This window comes from Pseudofrankia sp. DC12 (assembly GCF_000966285.1).
Taxonomy (GTDB): Bacteria; Actinomycetota; Actinomycetes; order Frankiales; family Frankiaceae; genus Pseudofrankia.
The window spans coordinates 4,189,456-4,207,353 of record NZ_KQ031391.1; the positions used below are offsets into that span (position 1 = coordinate 4,189,456).

General features: G+C 72.7%; 22 protein-coding genes. 10 read left to right on the top strand and 12 right to left on the bottom strand.

The genetic code is table 11. The features are described from left to right. Positions 1–110: 110 nt before the first annotated feature. The 4 genes from FRADC12_RS16790 (at position 111) to FRADC12_RS16805 (ending at position 2,639) form a co-directional block, all read left to right on the top strand. Complete coding sequence (locus FRADC12_RS16790; protein WP_045877353.1) at positions 111–1,091, top strand: hypothetical protein; 981 nt, start codon at positions 111–113, stop codon at positions 1,089–1,091. 4 nt (positions 1,092–1,095) lie between these two features. Continuing rightward, on the top strand, positions 1,096–1,860 hold the full coding sequence (locus FRADC12_RS16795; protein WP_084010903.1) for an LmeA family phospholipid-binding protein: 765 nt from the start codon (positions 1,096–1,098) through the stop codon (positions 1,858–1,860). 84 nt (positions 1,861–1,944) lie between these two features. Further along, positions 1,945–2,307 (top strand): DsrE family protein, encoded by a 363-nt coding sequence (locus tag FRADC12_RS16800; RefSeq protein ID WP_045877354.1) that lies wholly within the window; start codon positions 1,945–1,947, stop codon positions 2,305–2,307. Between the two features lie 119 nt (positions 2,308–2,426). After that, positions 2,427–2,639, top strand: a complete 213-nt coding sequence (locus FRADC12_RS16805; RefSeq protein ID WP_045877355.1) for a hypothetical protein — start codon at positions 2,427–2,429, stop codon at positions 2,637–2,639. A gap of 90 nt (positions 2,640–2,729) precedes the next feature. Here FRADC12_RS16805 and FRADC12_RS16810 read toward each other — a convergent pair whose 3' ends face one another. The 5 genes from FRADC12_RS16810 to FRADC12_RS16825 form a co-directional block, all read right to left on the bottom strand. Continuing rightward, positions 2,730–3,029, bottom strand: coding sequence for a DUF1416 domain-containing protein (locus tag FRADC12_RS16810; protein ID WP_045877356.1), 300 nt, complete (start codon positions 3,027–3,029; stop codon positions 2,730–2,732). Between the two features lie 75 nt (positions 3,030–3,104). After that, on the bottom strand, positions 3,105–3,938 hold the full coding sequence (locus FRADC12_RS16815; RefSeq protein WP_045877357.1) for a sulfurtransferase: 834 nt from the start codon (positions 3,936–3,938) through the stop codon (positions 3,105–3,107). Continuing rightward, the gene (locus FRADC12_RS16820; protein ID WP_045877358.1) at positions 3,935–4,357 is read right to left on the bottom strand and encodes a DUF4395 domain-containing protein; all 423 of its coding nucleotides are present in this window, start codon (positions 4,355–4,357) and stop codon (positions 3,935–3,937) included. The genes FRADC12_RS16815 and FRADC12_RS16820 overlap by 4 nt, the downstream gene beginning before the upstream one ends. Before the next feature lie 144 nt (positions 4,358–4,501). Continuing rightward, positions 4,502–4,579 (bottom strand): Ms5788A family Cys-rich leader peptide, encoded by a 78-nt coding sequence (locus FRADC12_RS34975; RefSeq protein WP_368411246.1) that lies wholly within the window; start codon positions 4,577–4,579, stop codon positions 4,502–4,504. A 112-nt stretch (positions 4,580–4,691) separates the two neighbouring features. Further along, positions 4,692–5,252: a thioredoxin family protein gene (locus FRADC12_RS16825; RefSeq protein ID WP_045877359.1), complete on the bottom strand. Its 561-nt coding sequence runs from the start codon at positions 5,250–5,252 to the stop codon at positions 4,692–4,694. 97 nt (positions 5,253–5,349) lie between these two features. Between FRADC12_RS16825 and FRADC12_RS16830 the strand changes: the two genes are divergently transcribed. Both FRADC12_RS16830 and FRADC12_RS16835 read left to right on the top strand, forming a co-directional pair. Further along, on the top strand, positions 5,350–5,553 hold the full coding sequence (locus FRADC12_RS16830) for a hypothetical protein (RefSeq protein ID WP_045877360.1): 204 nt from the start codon (positions 5,350–5,352) through the stop codon (positions 5,551–5,553). Positions 5,554–5,568: 15 nt separating this feature from the next. Further along, positions 5,569–6,144 carry a nitrobindin family protein gene (locus FRADC12_RS16835; protein WP_045877361.1) on the top strand — a complete coding sequence of 192 codons (576 nt, stop codon included), beginning with the start codon at positions 5,569–5,571 and terminating at the stop codon, positions 6,142–6,144. A 55-nt stretch (positions 6,145–6,199) separates the two neighbouring features. Here the strand turns inward: FRADC12_RS16835 and FRADC12_RS16840 are convergent, their stop codons facing one another. Both FRADC12_RS16840 and mshA read right to left on the bottom strand, forming a co-directional pair. Beyond that, positions 6,200–6,748: a type III secretion system chaperone family protein gene (locus FRADC12_RS16840; protein WP_232303853.1), complete on the bottom strand. Its 549-nt coding sequence runs from the start codon at positions 6,746–6,748 to the stop codon at positions 6,200–6,202. Positions 6,749–6,841: 93 nt separating this feature from the next. Then, positions 6,842–8,074, bottom strand: a complete 1,233-nt coding sequence (mshA, locus tag FRADC12_RS16845; RefSeq protein ID WP_198153140.1) for a D-inositol-3-phosphate glycosyltransferase — start codon at positions 8,072–8,074, stop codon at positions 6,842–6,844. A 663-nt stretch (positions 8,075–8,737) separates the two neighbouring features. Between mshA and FRADC12_RS16850 the strand changes: the two genes are divergently transcribed. Both FRADC12_RS16850 and FRADC12_RS16855 read left to right on the top strand, forming a co-directional pair. Then, positions 8,738–9,610: a hypothetical protein gene (locus FRADC12_RS16850; RefSeq protein ID WP_045877362.1), complete on the top strand. Its 873-nt coding sequence runs from the start codon at positions 8,738–8,740 to the stop codon at positions 9,608–9,610. A gap of 87 nt (positions 9,611–9,697) precedes the next feature. Further along, positions 9,698–10,885 (top strand): glycosyltransferase, encoded by a 1,188-nt coding sequence (locus FRADC12_RS16855; RefSeq protein WP_045877363.1) that lies wholly within the window; start codon positions 9,698–9,700, stop codon positions 10,883–10,885. A gap of 48 nt (positions 10,886–10,933) precedes the next feature. Here FRADC12_RS16855 and FRADC12_RS16860 read toward each other — a convergent pair whose 3' ends face one another. From FRADC12_RS16860 to FRADC12_RS16880, 5 genes are all read right to left on the bottom strand, one after another. Next, on the bottom strand, positions 10,934–11,479 hold the full coding sequence (locus tag FRADC12_RS16860) for an O-acetyl-ADP-ribose deacetylase (protein WP_045877364.1): 546 nt from the start codon (positions 11,477–11,479) through the stop codon (positions 10,934–10,936). Between the two features lie 133 nt (positions 11,480–11,612). Beyond that, positions 11,613–12,566 carry an aldo/keto reductase gene (locus FRADC12_RS16865; protein ID WP_198152946.1) on the bottom strand — a complete coding sequence of 318 codons (954 nt, stop codon included), beginning with the start codon at positions 12,564–12,566 and terminating at the stop codon, positions 11,613–11,615. Positions 12,567–12,658: 92 nt separating this feature from the next. Further along, a complete protein-coding gene (locus tag FRADC12_RS30040) occupies positions 12,659–13,324 on the bottom strand; it encodes a hypothetical protein (RefSeq protein WP_084010909.1) in 666 nt (221 codons plus the stop codon). Between the two features lie 180 nt (positions 13,325–13,504). Then, a complete protein-coding gene (locus FRADC12_RS34055) occupies positions 13,505–14,260 on the bottom strand; it encodes a helix-turn-helix domain-containing protein (RefSeq protein ID WP_045877366.1) in 756 nt (251 codons plus the stop codon). A gap of 319 nt (positions 14,261–14,579) precedes the next feature. Beyond that, positions 14,580–15,782, bottom strand: a complete 1,203-nt coding sequence (locus FRADC12_RS16880; protein ID WP_045877367.1) for a DUF349 domain-containing protein — start codon at positions 15,780–15,782, stop codon at positions 14,580–14,582. A 180-nt stretch (positions 15,783–15,962) separates the two neighbouring features. On the opposite strand from FRADC12_RS16880, the gene FRADC12_RS16885 reads away from it, so the two are divergent. Together FRADC12_RS16885 and FRADC12_RS16890 are read left to right on the top strand one after the other, a co-directional pair. After that, a complete protein-coding gene (locus FRADC12_RS16885) occupies positions 15,963–16,985 on the top strand; it encodes a carbohydrate ABC transporter permease (RefSeq protein WP_045877368.1) in 1,023 nt (340 codons plus the stop codon). Continuing rightward, on the top strand, positions 16,982–17,851 hold the full coding sequence (locus FRADC12_RS16890) for a carbohydrate ABC transporter permease (RefSeq protein ID WP_045877369.1): 870 nt from the start codon (positions 16,982–16,984) through the stop codon (positions 17,849–17,851). The genes FRADC12_RS16885 and FRADC12_RS16890 overlap by 4 nt, the downstream gene beginning before the upstream one ends. The last annotated feature ends 47 nt before the right edge of the window (positions 17,852–17,898 follow it).

A 17,898-nucleotide genomic window follows, 5' to 3' on the forward strand; every position in this document is an offset into this window, starting at 1 on the left:
ACCCATCCTCCCCGGACCCATCCTCCCCGGACCCATCCTCCCCGGACCCACCTTCCCTGAGCCCGCCCGGGCCGTCGCCGCGGCCGGCCACGCCTGCCGCCGGGCGGTGGATGACCGTGGCGCTGCTCTGCGCGGCGCTGGCCGCCGCCCTGCCCGCGGCGGCCGCCATGGCCGGCACTCCGGAGCTGGCGGCCGTGCTGCTTGTCGAGCAGCTGGCCTTCGGCTGGGCCTGGGTGGCCGTGCTGCGGGCGTCCCGGCCGACCGTGCTGCTGCTCGCCGCCGCCGCGTTGACCGCGGACGGCGCCGTGCTCGGCGCGACCCGCCACGACCTCGGCAGCATCGCCGGCGTCATCGGCGCCGGGCTCGCTGTGGTGATCGTCTACCAGCTCTTCCGCCGGCGCCGCCTCGGCGTCCCGCCCGCCCCGGCCACGGCCGGTGACGCGTCGGAGGCGGACGCGCCGGCGAGTGCGCGAGTGACCGCCGAACTCGCCGCGGCGCTCGGCGGCGGCACTCTGGTCGCCTTCCTGGCCGGGCTGCTCGCGCTGCGGGCGCAGCCCGGCGCGCCCGAGTCGGGAGACCTGCTCGTCGCGGTCGGGCTGGCTGGGGTCGGCGGCGCGGTGCTGGTCGCCTGGCTTGCCGGGCTGCTCGGCGCGGGCTCGCTGCTGGCGGGCGGACTGGGGCTCGCCGCTGGCACCGGCCTGGGCGCGGGCTACGGTGGCTTCGCCGACGAGCTGTCGGCCGGTTCGGGTGCGCTGCTCGCCGCCGCGGGCGCCCTGGCCGCCGCGGTGATGGGCGTGCTCATAGCCCGAGCCGGCCCCGCGCTCGCCGCTTCGGTGGACGCCGTGGCAGCGCCGTCCGGTCCACCGCCGACGGAGGCGTCACCCGAGGGACCGTCGCCCCGGTCTACGAGACGCGCGCGCGACGGCGGGCGGCCGGCGCTGGGCTCGCCCGCGGCGCTGCTCGCCGCGGGCGGGATGCGGGTGCGACCCGTCCCGGCTAGATCCGTCGCCGCTGTCCTGTTGGCCGCCGTAGCGCCCCTTACGGTCGCGGCACCTCTCGTCTACCTGGTTGGGCGGCATTTGCCAGGATGATCCGGTGGGCAGTAGAGCGATTCGAATAACGCTGGTCGTCGTAGTGCTGCTGGTGCTGGGATTCGTGGCGGACCGCCTGGCGGTTCACGCCGTCTCGGACCAGATCGCCACGCAGACGCAACGCGGCCAGAACCTGCCGACCAAGCCGTCCGTGTCGATCGGCGGCGCGCTGTTCCTGCCGCAGGTCGTCAAGGGCGACTACCGGGACGTCGACGTCGACGTCCGCGGCCTCACCGAGAACGGCCTGCGCGTCGACCGGGTGCGCTCGCACCTCGACGGCGTCCACATCCCGCTCTCCAGCATCATCGGCGGTGCCGTCACCAGGATCCCGGTCGACAGCCTGGATGCGGACGTCGAGCTCACCTACGCCGACATCAACGCCTACCTGGCCACCCAGAACCAGCCGGGCGCGCTCGTCACGAACATCCAGATCGGCGCGGCCGGATCGGCGGTCAAGATCACCTCGACCATCAACTGGGGTGGGCAGAGCTACCCGTTCGACGGCACCGCCGACATCGGGGTGAAGCCGGCCGCCTTCACCTACACCCCGCGGGAGCTCAGCCAGGGCATCGCGGGCCTGCTGCCGCCTCAGCTGCGCGACGAGGTCGTCAAGCTGCTGACCGTGACGGTCCCGGTGGAGGGCCTGCCGTTCAACCTGAAGCTGACGGCCGCGACGGTGCTGCCCGACCGGATGCGGTTCAGTGCCGCCGGCACGAACGTGATCATTGACACGGCCGCCATCACTCCGACTCCGGCGCCGGCCGGCTGATCGGGGGCCGACCGGACCCGGGTCAGCCGGCCCGGGTCCGGAGGCCGGTGGCCCGGGCCGTTCGGTGGGGACGAGACTGGCGAGATGAGCCGATCGCTAGTCATCAAGGTGACCGCGGGGACGGACGCGCCGGAGCGCTGCTCGCAGGCCTTCACGGTCGCGTCGGTCGCGGTCAGCAGCGGAGTGGCCGTCTCCCTGTGGCTGACCGGGGAGTCCGCCTGGTTCGCGCTGCCGGGTCGGGCCGCCGAGTTCTCCCTGCCCGAGGCGGCGCCGCTGCCCGACCTGCTCGACGCGGTCCTCGCGGCCGGCACGGTGACCCTGTGCACGCAGTGCGCCGCCCGCCGTTCGATCGGTCCTGGCGACGTCATCGACGGCATCCGCATCGCCGGCGCCGCCGCCTTCGTGGCCGAGATCATGACCGACGGTGCCCAGGCTCTCGTCTACTGAGCCACTACCGGGAGAAACGGTCAGAGCATCCCCAGCCCGGCGCTATCGCGAGCACGGACCACTGTAGGCACACCGCGGATTGATTCCGTGACTTTGCGTGGATGCGGTTAGATGATCATATGATGTTCGAGCCGCAAGCTCTGTACGCCGTCATCCAGTACGACGGAGCCGGAGGCCAGGACGTCCGCCAGGTCGTCGCCCCGTTTCCCGACCGCGGCGCCGCAGCCACCTTCGCCGTCGACAACGAGATGCGGCACTTCACCGTCCGGCCCATGGTGCTGGCCGCTCCACCGGTCCCACCGGTCATCCCGTCCCCCCGGCGTCCTACCTGAACCTGGCCAGCCGAGGAACCGAAAAGAGGAAGGCGGCAGCGGTGGGCCGCTGCCGCCTTCCTCTTTCTGCCTGTGAAGTTCGGAGCCTGGCTAGGCCGAGACCTCGACGCGGGCGTCCACGGGCTCGCCCTGGCGGGCGAAGACCTTCTGCTCGCCGGACGCGCCGGGCACGAGGGCGCGGACGGTCCAGGTGCCGGGGCGGGCGAAGAAGCGGAACTGGCCGGTCGCCGACAGCGGCACCTCGGCGGTGAAGTCACCGCCCTCGTCGAGCAGCCGGGCGTACCCGGACGAGACCGGCTCGCCGCCCTTGACGACGATTCCCTGAATTACGGTTTCCTTGGCCACGTCAATCCCTTCAGTGGACGGCCCGCCGGAGACTGCACCACACATAGTGAATCTTTTCCATTCATGGGTCTCTTGAAAAGAGTCGAGCCCTGCTCGTCAACGGCAATGGAAAAGGTTTACTCAGGCGCCCTTCTCGATCGGGACCCCGACCAGCGCGCCGTACTCGGTCCACGAGCCGTCGTAGTTCTTGACGTTCGGCAGGCCGAGCAGCTCGTGCAGCGCGAACCAGGTGTGCGCCGAGCGCTCGCCGATCCGGCAGTACGCGATGATCTCCTTCGAGAGGTCGACGTCGGCCTCGCCGTACAGCGCGGTCAGCTCGTCGTTGCTCTTGAAGGTGCCGTCCTCGTTGGCGGTCTTCGCCCACGGGATGTTCTTCGCGGTCGGGATGTGCCCGGCCTTCTGCGACTGCTCCTGCGGCAGGTGCGCCGGGGCGAGCAGCTTGCCGGAGAACTCGTCTGGCGACCGGACGTCGACGAGGGCCTTCTCGCCGATCGCGGCGATGACCTCGTCGCGGAAGGCGCGGATGTCGGTGCGCGCCTCCTTGGCCTTGTACTCGGTGGCCGGGCGGGGCGTGACCTCGGTGGTGAGCTCGCGGCTGTCGAGCTCCCACTTCTTGCGGCCACCGTTGAGCAGCCGGACGTCCGCGTGGCCGTACAGGCTGAAGTACCAGTAGGCGTAGGCGGCGAACCAGTTGTTGTTGCCGCCGTAAAGAACGACCGTGTCGTCGTTCGAGATGCCCTTGGCGGACAGGAGGGCCTCGAAGGCCGCCTTGTCCACGAAGTCGCGGATGATCGGGTCCTGCAGCTCGGACTTCCAGTCCAGCCGGACGGCACCCGGAATGTGGCCCTTGTCGTAGGCGGACACGTCCTCGTCGACCTCGACGATCACGACCGACGGGTCGGCCAGGTGCGCCTCGGCCCAACTCGCGTCGACCAGCGCCTGCTCGCGGCTCATGCGCGGGCTCCTCTCGCAGTAATGGTGGATCGAATGAACAGATAAAGCTGACAACCGAGGCAGAACTCGAACGCGGCGTTCAGGAAGGCCGCGATGAACGCGAACGCCGCCGCCACGTATCCCAGCACGGGAACACCGACGAAGAAGGCGATGACACCGATGGCGGCGAACACGGCGCCGACGGCCTGTGCGAACTGAGGGGGCACTGGGTCCTCGGTGGTGGCCGGCGGCCCGAGCCGCGGCCGGATCAGATACCGGAAGAGCAGCCCGTACGGAGCGCGGCGCACGCCACCCACGGCTCCGACGAGAAAGATGACCAGCTGCGCCAGCAGCACCCAGGGGCTGCCGGTGATGAGGGCGACGGCGAGCACGACCGTGGTGACGGCCGCGGCGAACCGCAGACCTCGAGGGTCAACCATGTTGATCTTCTTCCTGACTGCGAGGCGAGGAGGCGGCGGTGAGGCCGTGGGTCCGTGGCGGACCGGCGGAACCCGCCAGATCTGCCTTCGCGGAGGCGAGTGCCCGGCCATCCGGCCGCGGGCATGCCTGGGCTTAGCGCCCGATCAGGAAAGTCGACACAAGCAGCTGCCCACGCGGCATAGATCCACCGCGCGGCGCTTGATCAAATGTGTCGTGAACATAACGGTGCCAGGTTAGCAGCCGACGTCACGTAGGTGTTAACAGTTCGCGGCTGAATCGAGTGATTTTTGCAGACGGCGGCCGGCGGCGTTCGGCTGGGGTCGGTGCGGCCGGTCACCGGGCATCGCCGTCAGGCGTCGCGGCCGGGCCGAGCGCGGCGATCACGGCCGCCCGGCTGGGCGGTGCTCCGCTCGCCCGGCTGACCTCTCGGGCGTCGCCGTCCAGCACCAGCACCGTCGGCGTCCGGCGGATCCCGAGCCTGCGGACCAGCCCGAGGTGCGCCTCCGCGTCGACCTCGATGTGCGCCACCCCTGGCACGATCCGCGCCACGTCCGCGAGCACGACCCGCGTCGTCCGGCACGGCCCGCAGAACGCGGTGGAGAACTGCAGCAGCGTCGCCCGCTCGCCGCCTGGCTGTCCCAGCGCGGACAGCTCCGCGGCGAGTGATCCCGCCGCCGGTCCGGCCGTCCACGGAGCGTCGTCCGCCCCGTCAGACGCGGCCTGGCTCGGTCCGCCGGCCGGCGCCCTCTCGGCGTCCCGGGCCTCGGCCACCGCCGGTGCGTCGTCCGGACGACGGGTCCGCGCCGGCCGGAACCGCCCGTCGCGGTGGCGCAGCGTCAGCCCGGCCACGGTCGCGACGAGGACGGCGGCCAACAATGCCCAAAGCCCGGTCACAGCACGCTCAAGCGTCGGCGATGCCGCGCGATATTCCCGCCGACTCGCCGTCGTAAGGTCAGAGTGTCAGCACACACGCCGTCCTGTGGCGGGGAGCATGCCGTACGTCTTCACCGGATTGCTGGCCTTGGCCGCGCTGCTGATCGCCTGGTGCTGCGGCTCCGTCGCCTATGCGCTCCACCAGGGCCGACACCGGCCCGGCCCGGCGCAGGTGCGATCATCGGTGCCCGACCCGGCCGGCGCGGACCGGCCACCCACCCGTCGTCCGCGCGAGGGCAAGAGCTCCCCGGCGGCGCCGTGACACGAGGAGGACCAGGTGGCGAGCACGAGCGGCCCGGCGGCGGGGTCGAGCCCCGACCTGAGCGCCCAGCCCACTGGCCTTCCCGACCTGCACCCGAGCCTCACCCCGCTGGCGTTCCTGGTCGGCACCTGGCGCGGTGAGGGCGTCGGCGGCTACGAGGGACTGGCCGACTTCCGCTACGAGCAGGAGGTCACGTTCGTCACCACCGGCAGGCCGGCGCTCGGCTACGCGTCGACGACCTGGTGGGCCGACGAGCCGCGGGACGGTCGCTCGCCCGGCAGCCCGCTGGCGACCGAGACCGGCTTCTGGCGGCTCCAGGACGACGCGGAGAACCCTGGCCGCCGCTTCGTCGAGGTGATGCTCGCCCACCCGTTCGGCGTCGCCGAGATCTACGTCGGCGCGCTGGACGGTACGAAGATCGAACTGGAGCACAACGTCGTCATCCGGACGGCCACCGCCCGCGACGTGACCAGGTCCGTCCGCCTCTACGGGATCGTCGAGGGCGGCGACCTCGCCTACGCGATCGACATGGAGGCCGGCGGCAAGCCCCTGCAGCCGCACCTCTCGGCCCGCCTGCGTAAGGTCGGCTGACCGGCACCGCTCGGCGCGCGCTCCCGCCGCACGAGGGCGAGGCCGGCCGGTGGTTCTACTCCTGCGCGCGGGCGGCGCGGGCCTCCGCGGCGACCTTCGCGCGCCAGGCCTTCTCGCGGGCGACCGCCTGGGCGAAGCCGAGCGCGATCGCCGGGTCGAAGTTCTCGTCGGCGTAGGTGCGGGCGCAGCCGAGCAGCCGGTCGATCTCGTCGGCGTTGACGGCGGTCAACGGCACCTGGCCGGTGAGGAAGATGTCGCCGATCCGGTCGATCGAGAAGTGCACCCCGTAGGTCTTCGCGTTGCGGCTGAGCAGGAAGGCGTAGGTACCGGCCGCGTTCTCCGCCGGCTTGCGCATGAAGAACGCCTCGACCAGCAGGGTGTGGTCCTGGACGACGAGCCACGTCATCGTCCGCAGCTTGTGCTCACCCTCCAGAGTGACGAGGAAGGTACCGAGCGCCGGGTGCTCGTAGGCGAGCTCCAGCTCGTCGAGCGCGCGCTGGATGATCCCGTCGAGGCGCTCGCGGTCGGCGTCGCCGATGCGCCCCGTCACCCCGGTCCGGGCGCCCGGTACGACACCATCGACATCGGTCGTCGTCGTGGTCATGAACGACAAGCCTCCTACCTCGCCCCGGCTGTCTGTGACCGTAGGCGTGTGAGCCGCGATCGGCAACGAGCCCCTACCCCGCCGCCTGCCGGCCTAGACCGCGACCGCGGCGGGGGAGAGTGCGGCCCGGTAGGCGGCGAGCACCCCGTGGGCGGTCGCCGTCCACCCGAAGCCGGACGCGTGCGCGCGGGCCCCGGTCGCCAGCCGCCGCCGCCAGCTTGGTTCCGCGAGCAGCCGAGCCAGCACGGTGGCGTAGGCCGCCGGGTCGCGGTCGGCGACCAGCAGGCCCGACCTCCCGTCCGCCACGGCCGTGCGCAGCCCGCCGACGGCCGCGGCGACGACAGGCGTCCCGCACGCCTGCGCCTCGATCGCGACCAGGCCGAAACTCTCGCTGTGGCTCGGCACGATGACGGCGGTCGCCGCCCGGAACCAGTCGGCCAGCTCGGCGCGCGGCACCGGCGGCCGGAACAGTACGACGTCCGAGATGCCGAGGTCGGCGGCCAGCTTGACCATCGCGTCCGGACGGTCGAGGCCGTTGCCGCTCGGTCCGCCGACCACGGCGACCGTCAGCGACTCCCGCAGCGAGGGGTCGCGGCGCAACAGCTCGGCGGCCGCGTGCAGCAGCAGGTCCGGCGCCTTCAGCGGCTGGATGCGCCCGACGAACAGCAGCAGGTGCCCGTCGACCGGGACGCCGATCCGCCGCCGCGCCGCCGCCTGCTCACCCGGCCGGAACATGTCGAGGTCCACGCCCGGCGCGACCACGTCAACCGTGAGCGGGTCGGCCCCGTACAGGTCGACGAGGTGACGGGCCTCCTCGACGGTCGACGCGACCAGCCGGGTCGAGCCGGCCACCACCTCCTGCTCGCCGCGGACCCGGTCGGCCGGCTCGGGATGGTCCCCGATCGCCAGCGACCGGTTCTTCACCTTGGCCAGGGTGTGCGCGGTGTGGACGAGGGGGGCGCCCCACCGGCGCGCGGTGGCGAGGCCCACCTGGCCGGACAGCCAGTAGTGCGAGTGCACCAGATCGAACCAGCCCGGCTCACGCTCGGCCTCGGCGCGCAGTACGTCGGCCGTGAAGGCGCAGATCCAGGCCGGCAGTTCCGCGCGCTGCATCTCCTCGAACGGGCCGGCCGGCACGTGCCGGACCGTCACCCCCGGGTGTAGCTCGGCGGCTGGCGGCAGGCCGCTGCTCGTGGCCCGGGTGAACACCTCCACCTCGGTGCCCTGCTCGGCGAGCTGACGGGACAGCTCCACGACGTACACGTTGAGGCCGCCGGCGTCCCCGGTGCCTGGCTGTTCGAGCGGCGAGGTATGCATCGACAGCATCGCCACCCGGCGAGGGACGGCTCGCCGGGTCCTCGGGCCGGCGCCGCTCCAGTTCGGCTCGGCCCTGCTCCCGGTGTCGCTCTCGGCCCTGATCGAGGAAGCCGGGGACGCCGCCGCCCCGCGCGCTACCAGCCGCACCGACCACCTCCGTGTCCCTGTGGGCAGACCGGCCCGTGTCCCTGTGGGCAGAGCCTGGCCCGCCCCGTAGGCAGACCCGGCCCGTGCCCACCATGCAGACCTGGCCCGTGCCCACTGCTGGCAAACCCGGCCGTGTAGCTGCCGCGAAACCGGCCCGAGCGCCGGCCGGTTTGTTACCCGAACGTTGCAACATCACCGCTCGGCCGAGCTATGCCCGCCGCTCCGCCGACCAGAGAGCTCGCGATCCGGTTCGGCCGACTGTTCACCTTAGAGTTGAACTGCCTGCTTGCTGGTGTATTGGGTGGGGGCGATCCTCCTCACGTCTGTCCCAGGGCCTCCCGTGTACCTACCTGCCGCGCGGACGGGCTGTCCGCGCCGGGCTGACCGGCCCGCGGACCGACGGCCAGCGAGGCGTGGCCAGCAGCCGGTATCCCCGCGTTCGGCGGTGGTCATCCGGACCGTGCCCACGCGGCCGCCCGGGCGCGCTGGCCGGGTGCGTTTCCCTGGCATGGTGGTGGGGTGACTGTGGTCTCGGGGCGCCGCGCGCCACGGCTGGCGGCGGGCCGGGCCCGTGCGCTCGGCCTGCCGACCCGCGGCACGACCGCGCCCAACCGGCTGCGCCGGATCGACCGTTGGCTGGTCGGCACGCAGGCCGGCCGGCTGCGGGCCGCCTCGGACCCTCTCGTCGTGGATCTGGGCTACGGCTCGTCGCCGGTGACCACCGTCGAGCTCTACGAGCGGCTGCGGACCGTCCGCCCGGACGTGCGGGTGCTCGGGCTGGAGCTCGACCCGGACCGGGTCGCCGCGGCGGCGTCGGCCGCCCGGTCGCCCGCGCTCACCTTCGCTCGCGGCGGCTTCGAGCTGGCCGGCCGCCGGCCGACGGTCGTCCGTGCCCTCAACGTCCTGCGGCAGTACCCCGAGCGCGAGGTGGCGTCCGCCTGGCGGGCGATGCGCGCGCGGCTCGCCCCCGGTGGGCTGTTGATCGAGGGCACCTGCGACGAGCTCGGCCGCCGCGCCTGCTGGTTCGCGCTGTCCGCCCTCGAAGCTGGCGGCGCCGCGGACGAGGGGGCCCGCGCCAGCCGGGCGGACGGTTGGGCAGGTGCAGCGACGCTGACGCTCTCCGCGCACCTGCCGAGCCTTGAATACCCATCCGACCTGGCTGAACGGCTGCCCAAGGCGTTGATCGCCCGCAACGTTCCGGGCGAACCGATCCACACCTTGCTGGCCGCGTTTGACGAGGCCTGGGACCATGCCGCCAGCTACGCGCCGTTCGGGCCGCGGATGCGCTGGTCGGTCGCCGTCGCGAGGCTGCGGGCCGACGGCTGGCCCGTCCACCGCGCCCCGCGGCGCTGGCGGCTCGGCGAGCTCACGATTTCGTGGCCGCCGGATCGGGTGTGATCGGCGCACTGATTGACAACTGGCATATCGGGCATATGTAACCCCCCGCTCGGATCGCCAGAGACTCAGTGTTAGAGAGTCGTCACCATGAGCAAGATTCTCGTGGCTACCTTCAATGGTGGCGGCAATGTCCCGCCCGCGCTCGGCATCGCCGGTGAGCTGAGCCGTCGCGGGCATGACGTGCGGGTTCTCGGCAACGCCGACCAGGAGGAGACCTTCGAGGCCGCGGGGCTGCGGTTCGAGGCCTACCGGCGCGCCGCGGCGCACACTCCGCTGGACCGCCAGGGCCTGGCCCGATGGGCCTCGGACTACCTCGGGGTGTTCCTCGACACCGGGGCCGGCCTCGACCTGGTGGCCGCTCTCGACCGGGAGGCCGCCGACCTCGTCGTCGTCGACGCGATGCTGCTCGGAGCACTGCAGGTCCTGCAGGCACGGCGCCCGGTGCGCCACGCCGTCCTGCACCACACCCTGCACGGCTTCATGACCCGCGGCTTCGCGCCCTGGGTCCGGCTGCTGAGCGGCCCACGTCTCCTCTCGCCCATCCGCCTGTGGCGGCGGGCCGACCGGGTCCTGATGCCGGGGATCGCCGCGCTGGAGCCCCGGGCCGTCCGAGCCACGAACGTGCGCCTGACGGGCCCGGTCTGGCCGGCTGGCGTGTCGCCGCGGCCGCACACCGGGACCGGGCGTGTGCTGGTCAGCCTGAGCTCGATCTACTACGGCGGGCAGGTCGAGACGCTGCGGGCCATCATGGCCGCGGTCGCCGACCTGCCCGTCCAGGTGGTGCTGACCACCGGCCGCGCCGTCGCCCCGGCGGAGCTGGAGGTGCCGCCCAACGTCGAGGCGCACGGCTTCCTGCCGCACCGGGACGTCCTGCCGAACGTCGGCATGGTGGTCGGCCACGGCGGCTTCAGCACCACGCTGCAAGCGCTGGCGCATGACCTGCCGATGGTCGTCCTGCCCGCGTTCCACCTGGGAGACCAGCGCGCGGTCGGCGCCGCCGTGGCCCGCTCCGGTGCCGGCCTCATGGTCCGTCGGACCGCCCCGGCCGGCCGCATCCGCGCCGCGATCGCCCGGATGCTCGACGACGGGCCGCACCGCGCCGCGGCCGCCGGCCTGGGCGCCCAGCTGCGCGCGGTCGACGGCGCCGCCACGGCGGCCGACGAGCTGGAGCTGCTGCTTCCCCGCGCGAACTACCCCGTCATCTCACGGCAGCAGTCGGTCCCGCGCCGCGTCTCGGTCGGCCGGGCGGCCAGCCCGCGGCCGACCGGCGCCTGACCACCCGTCGGCTGCCCGGCCGGCGAGATCGACGGAACCGGGGAGGCGTCAGAGCTCGGCCGGCCCGGCGGGCAACAGGGCGTGGGCGGCCTCGAAGGCGCGCAGGGCGTGGTCGTCGAAGAGCACGAAGCGCGCCTCCTGGACCGAGGACACTGTCTCGTGCACGGCGACGACGGCGATGCGCGCCGCGTCGTCAAGTGGCCAGCCGTACGCGCCCGCGCTGACAGCCGGAAACGCCACCGTCCGGGCGCCCACGTCGTCCGCGACGCGCAGGGCCTCGACGTAGCAGGACCGCAGCACAGCCGACCGATCCTCGTCGCGCCGGTAGCCCGGGCCGACGACGTGGATCACGTGCTTCGCCGGCAGCCGTCCGGCGACCGTCGCCACGGCGCCGCCCGCGGGCAGGCCCGCGGGGAAGGCGGTGTCCCGCAGCCGCCGGCAGGCCGCCAGGATCGCCGGGCCGCCGGCTCGGTGGATGGCCCCGTCGACTCCGCCGCCGCCCAGCAGCGACGAGTTGGCGGCGTTGACGACCGCGTCGACGTGCTGGGTGGTGATGTCCCCGCGTACGAGCGTGATGGTGGTCGTCGGCGGCATCAGCGGCCTCCCCTCACCCAGACGGAGTGGCTTCCCGTCCCGTCACCTGGGCACGCTAGTACCGCGCCGCGCCCACGGCATTGCCCTTTCCGCCGAACAAGCCGCGGGCGCGCGCTGTGAGCTTCGGGCCGGATCAGCCTCTGGGGTGGAGGGTGGGGACGATCTTGTCGAGGACGGCGAGATCGTCGGGGCGGGGCACCCAGGCGCCCGCGACGGCGTTCGCCCGTACCTGGGCGGCGCTGGTGGCGCCGGCGATCACCGAGGTGACCCCCGGCTGCGCGGCCAGGCCACCGATCGCGACGTCGAGCAGCGAGCGATCCCGCTCCCGGGCAAACGTCTCCAGCGCCTCGACCGCGTCGAAGACCTCGTCGGTCAGCTCATCCTGGCGGCCGGCCAGCCGGGTGCCAGGAGCCGGCTGCTCGTCCCGGATGTACTTGCCGGTCAGGATGCCGTTCGCCAGCGGGGAATACGGCAGGATGCCGATCCCGTACCTGAGCGTCGCCGGGACCAGCTCGGCCTCGACCGAGCGTTCCAGCAGGTTGTAGTGGTTCTGAGCCGAGACGAACCGGGTGCGGTTCGACGCCCGGGCCGTCCACTCGGCGTCCGCGACCTGCCAGCCGTCAAGGTTGCAGGACCCGACGTAGCGGACCTTGCCTTCCTTCACCAGCTCGTCGAGCGCCTCGAGCGTCTCCTCGATCGGGGTGACGCCGTCGAGGTTGTGCAGCTGGTAGAGGTCGATGTAGTCGGTCTGCAGCCTGGACAGCGATCCTTCGACGGCCTTGCGGATGTACCGGCGCGAGGCGCGGGCACCGTAGTCCGGGCCGTAGACGCCACCCATGTCGTTGCCGAACTTGGTGGCGAGCACGATCTCGTCGCGGCGGGACCGCAGCACGTGCCCGAGCAGCGTCTCCGAGCCGCCCTTGTTGCCGTAGGTGTCGGCCGTGTCGAACAGGCTGATGCCGGACTCGATCGCGGCGTCGACCACGGCCCGGGTGCCGTTGAGGTCGACCCTCGACCCGAAGTTGTTGCAGCCAAGACCGACGACGGAGACGAGCAGGCCTGAGTTGCCGAGGGGACGGTAGCGCATATCCGCCATACAACACCCGGACCACGAGCCCGGGAACGCGGGTCCAGGGCTCGTGGTCCAGGCCGTTCGTCCGTCGCGCCGGGTGGGCGGCGCTACCGGCCGCGCCGGCCTATCGGTGCCTGGCTCACGGCTGCCTTGCCGACGGCGTCAGCGGCGCGGCGGGCCGAGGTGCTGGCCGCCCTGGTCCGGCTGACCGCGGTCTTCGTCCGGGTGAAGGCTTCCTCGGTCGCCGGGTTGCGCCGGATCTCGGTGACCCGCTGCTCGCCCCGGTGCGCCCAGGCGTTGTAGAGCTGGGTGGCCCGGCCCTGCAGGCCGGACAGCTGTGCGCCGACGGTCTCCGGCAGGCCGCGGACCGTCGTGCTGACCTGGGTCGGGACCTTGACGGCCTCGACGGTCAGCTCGCCGACGCGGTCCGACAGCCGCCGCACCTCGGTGCCAGCGGTCGCGGGCAGCGTCCGCAGCTTCTCGACCGCGAGGTCGGCGGCGCCCACGTACGCGAACAGTGGCTTGGCCATCTCGGTCATCGGCGCGCGCCGCTGGGTCGGGGCGGTCCGCGCGGCCGGTCCGGCGGACGAGGCCGTCGAGGTGCGGGCGGCGCTGGCCCGGGTCGCGGCGCTGGCCCGGGTGGTGGTGGCTCGGGTAGCGGAACCGCTGGAGGTGGCGCGCGGGGTGCGGGGGGCGCGTGTCGTGGGCGCCTTGTCGGCCGCGGTGCTGCTGGTGCGCCGGGTCCTCGGCGTGGCGGGTCGGTCGGTAGCCATCTGGCCTCCTCCGCGGCTGGGGCCGGCGGCCCCTCCGCGTGCGTGTGTTTCGGTGGTCGTCCTGGGCGCGGTGCACCGCCTTCAGGGTCAGTCGGGACACACCGTGATGTGTTGTGCCGCGGTCGGGGTTGGCCGCCCGCGTCGGCAGCCGCGGGGGACATCCGCCGCGGCCCGCTGGTGCTAGGGCTCGGACGTGGACGCCTGGTCCGGCTGCACTGATCCGGCCGGGACGCCGGCGGGCGCGTCCGATGACGCCCGCGCGGCAGGCTTCGCGGGGTCCGGGCCCGCGGTCGTGGCGCGCCGCGTCGTCGTCCGCCGGGTCGTGGTGGCCCGTCGTGGCGCCCTGCCCGCAGTCTCTCCCGGCTCGGCGGTGGCCGCCGCGCGTGGCGGCCGGCGGGCCGCGGGCCGCCGTGTCACCGCCGGCTCGGTGGTGCCGTTTCCGGTGGTGCCGCCGGTTTCGGCGGCGGCCGGCGAAGTACGGCGACGGGTCGCTACCGGAGCCGGCTCGGCCTTCGCCGGTGGTGTCTCGGCGGCCGGGGCTGGCGCGACGGCCTCGTCGCCCGCGGTCACCGTGCTGGCGGCCAGATCCTCCGCCGCCGCGTTCTCCCGGCGGAACGCGTCGTAGATGTCGAGGATGACCTGCTTCTGCCGGGCGGTGAGCACCTCGTCGGCGAGCACAGCCGCGTGCACGTCCTCGCCGCCCTCCCGCTCCTCGAGGATCCCGGCCTGCACGTACAGGACCTCGGCCGAGATACGCAGCGCCTTGGCGATCTGCTGCAGGATCTCCGCCGACGGCTTGCGCAGGCCGCGCTCGATCTGGCTGAGGTACGGGTTGCTCACCCCGGCCTGCTGGGCGAGCTGGCGCAACGAGATGTGCGCGGCACGCCGCTGGTCCCGGATGTAGTCGCCGAGCTCGCGGACATGCAGGGCCGCCACGGGCTATACCTCCCTTCGTCCACGTTCCGCCTCGTCGCGCTCGTCTTCGGCGAGCGCGACTGTCGCTCTCGCCTAGTCGTCTGGTGACGTATGGTGACGGTGCCACACCGGCTGGACTATGGCGACGCTACGTCAAGGTGCTAACTCTGGCAAGCGGGCAGTTAGCACATGTGCCCCGTGTCGTACCTGCCCGCGATGGGTTCGCCGCCCGGCCTTCCGGTACCGGGACCAGCGGATCCGCCTGCGGCCGGCCGGGATTCGAGGTTCGGTCGTCCCGGCGGCGTGACATCTCGACCGCCGGGACGACGGGCGCTGGCGGCTAACGCTCGGCCTGGGCGAGCCAGGCGCGTTGGGTCGCGAGGTCCGCCTCGACCTTGGCGACGTCCTTCGTCCGGCCGGAGGCCTTCGCCTTCTCCAGCTTCTCCTCCAGCCGGCTGACCGACTCGCGGAGCTTGGCGACGAACGGCGAGGTCTCGGTGTCGTTGCGGGAGAAGCGGGCGTCGTTGGCCTCGCGGATCCGGTCGCTGATCGTGGCCAGCTGACGCTCCAGCTGGCCGACCGCCTCGCGTGGTACCCGACCGATCGCGTCCCAGCGCTCCTGGATCTCGCGCAGCTTGCGCAGCGATCGCTCGGCCTCGGCGGAGTCGAGCGCGGCCGCCTCGGCCAGCAGCGCCTCCTTGGCGGTCTGGTTGGCCCGGGCCTCCGCGTCCCGCTCGGCGTTCACCGCGTTGCGCCGGCTGAAGAACGTGTCCTGCGCGGCGCGGAACCGGGCCCACAGCTCGTCGTCGACGTCCTTGGCGGCCCGGCCGGCGGTCTTCCAGTCGGCCATCAGTGCGCGGAAGCGGGTGCTGGTGGCGCCCCAGTCGGTCGAGTCCGCCAGCGACTCGGCCTCGGCGATGAGCGCCTCCTTGCGCTCCTTCGACTTGGCCCGCTGGGTGTCGAGCGCGGCGAAGTGCGCCGTGCGCCGGCGGGCGAACTCCTCGCGCGCGGCGGCGATCCGCCGCCACAGGCCGGAGTCGGTCCGCTTGTCGACGCCGGTGATGGCGCGGAACTCCTCGCCGATCACCCGGAACCGCTCGCTGACCGCCTTCCAGTCCGAGCTCTTCGCCAGCCGTTCGGCCTCGGCGACCAGCTCCTCCTTGGCGGCGACCGCCTGCGCGGTGCGCGCGGCCCGTTCGGCCTGCACCTGCGACTTGCGGCTCTCGGTCACGCCGAGCAGCGCGTCCAGCCGGCCGCGCAGCGCGTCGAGGTCGCCGACGACGGCCGCGCTCGGCAGCCCGTCCAGTAGCCGCTGTGCGCTGGAGGCGATCCCCACCGGGTCGACCCCGGCGATCGTCACGCGCTTCTCGAGCAGTTCCACCTCGGCGGAAAGGTCGTCGTAGCGGCGCACGAAGTGCGCGAGCCCCTCATCAGGGCTGCCGGCCCGCCACGAGCCGACAGCGCGCTCGCCCTCGGACGTCCGTACATAGACGGTGCCGTCGTCGGCGACTCGTCCCCACTCGGAGCCGGTCCCGTCACTCATCGCAATCCCAAGATCGACATCAGGTTGCCTGTCATTCTTGCAGGCATCGGGCCCCAGTGGGATCCCTGACGCAGATCCGGTGACAACCAGGTAGCCGTCACCGGACAGTTTGGTTGAGTTCACTTGCTCGTCAGCCGTGCTCCTAGGCAGGTGGCGCGTCGCGGGCCAAGATGCGTAACCATGGCAAGAGGGACGCCGGCGGGCAACGCTACGGCCGGTTGGCGGGCCGGAGCGCTGCTGTTCCCTGCGCTGCTCGGGCTGGGAGTGTTCGTGCTCGGCCCGGCGCTGGTCTCCGCTTTCGCCGCCGGCACCGACAAGACCCTGACCGGCCCGAGCTTCCACTGGGTCGGCACCGCGAATCTACGCGAGGCCTTCCACGACCCGGATCTGGGGAAGACGGTTGTCAACACGCTGGAGTACTGCGCGCTGACCGTGATCCCGGCGGTCCTCGTCGGGTTGGCACTCGCGCTCGCCACCCAGAAGGTCGCCCGGGGGCGCGGCATGCTGCGGCTCGCCCTGTTCCTGCCGGTCAGCGCGAACCTGGTCGCCATCTCGCTCGTCTTCGCCTACATGTTCGATCCGAGCCCGCAGGGCCTGGCGAACACGGTCGTCGGCTGGTTCGGCGTCCACCCGCAGAACTGGCTGGGCGACACGTCGACCTCGCTGCCGGTGGTGGCACTGGTCGGCGGCTGGCGCCTCACCAGCTTCGTGTTCGTGGTCTACCTGGCGGGCCTGACGGCGATTCCGGCGTCTGTCTACGAGGCGGCCGACGTCGACGGCATCCGGGGGTTCGCCCGGCTGCGGCACATCACCCTGCCGCTGCTCGCGCCCACCACCGTCTTCCTCGGCGTTCTCACGACGATCCTGACGCTGCAGACCTTCGAGACGGTGGCGGTGCTGACGAAGGGCGGGCCGTTCCGGTCCAGCGCGACGATCGTCTACTACATCTTCGAGGTCGGCTTCACGGGCTCGTTCCGGATCGGCTACGCCTCCGCGATCGCGCTGTTGCTGATCCTGGCCATCGTGCTGATCGGCGTACTGGGCTCGGTCCTGGGCCGGCGGGCTCGGGCCCGAGCCGCTCGGGCTGACGGCGGCGGCGCGGACCTGGCCGTCGACAGCGCGGCCGGCGCCGCGCTGGTGAGCCGCGGCACTGGGCCCGGTAAGGCAGCAGTGTCCGGCGGCGCGGCGGCGGTGTCCGGATGAGCCAGCCGTCAGCGACTCCGACGGCCGCCCGGGGCGGCGGTCGAGCCGCCGGCTTCGCCGGTCGGTCGGTGATTCTCGCGCTGGGCGTCTTCTTCGCGCTGCTGCCGTTCGTCTGGATGGTGCGCACGGCGTTCGGGCCGTCCCAGTCCGCCTTCCAGCTGACGTCGAACCCGATTCCCCAGTCGGTCAGCTTCGACGCGTTCCAACGGGCCTGGGCTGACGGCCACCTCGGCCGGGCGCTGCTCACCGGGATCGGGGTCAGCCTGGCGATCGTGGTGCTGCAACTGCTGACGGCCGTTCCTGCCGCCTACGTGTTCGCCTGGCTGCCGTTCCGGGGCCGGGCCGCGGTGTTCGCCGTGGTGCTCGCCACGCTGCTCATCCCGAGCCAGGTGACCGCCATCCCGAACTACGTGACGATCTCGGCCCTGGGGCTGTCAAACACCCGCGTCGGGCTGGTACTGCCGTTCATGACGAGTGCTGCCGCGATCTTTCTGTTGCGCCAGTACATGACGACAATTCCGGTCTCGGTGCTGGAAGCGGCTCGGATGGACGGTCTTGGCCCGCTGCGGACGCTGCGGACCATCGTGGTGCCGCTGTCGATGCCGGCGATCGCCACCGTCTCGGTGTTCAGCTTCCTGCTGTCCTTCAACGAGTACCTCTGGCCGGTGCTGGAGGCCCGCTCGCCCGAGATCGCCACGCCGCCGCTGGCCCTGGCCACCATGCTCGCCTCGCCCAAGTACGGCCTCCCGGACTTCGCCGAGCTCGCCGCCGGCGCGCTGGTGGTCAGCCTGCCCACCCTCGTCGTCTTCTTCATCGCCCAGCGCCGCCTCACCTCGGGCCTCACCGGCACCGGTGTGGGTGGCTGAGCCCGCCGCGCACCCGACCAGCTACGACCGTCGCGCCCCCGGGGCCG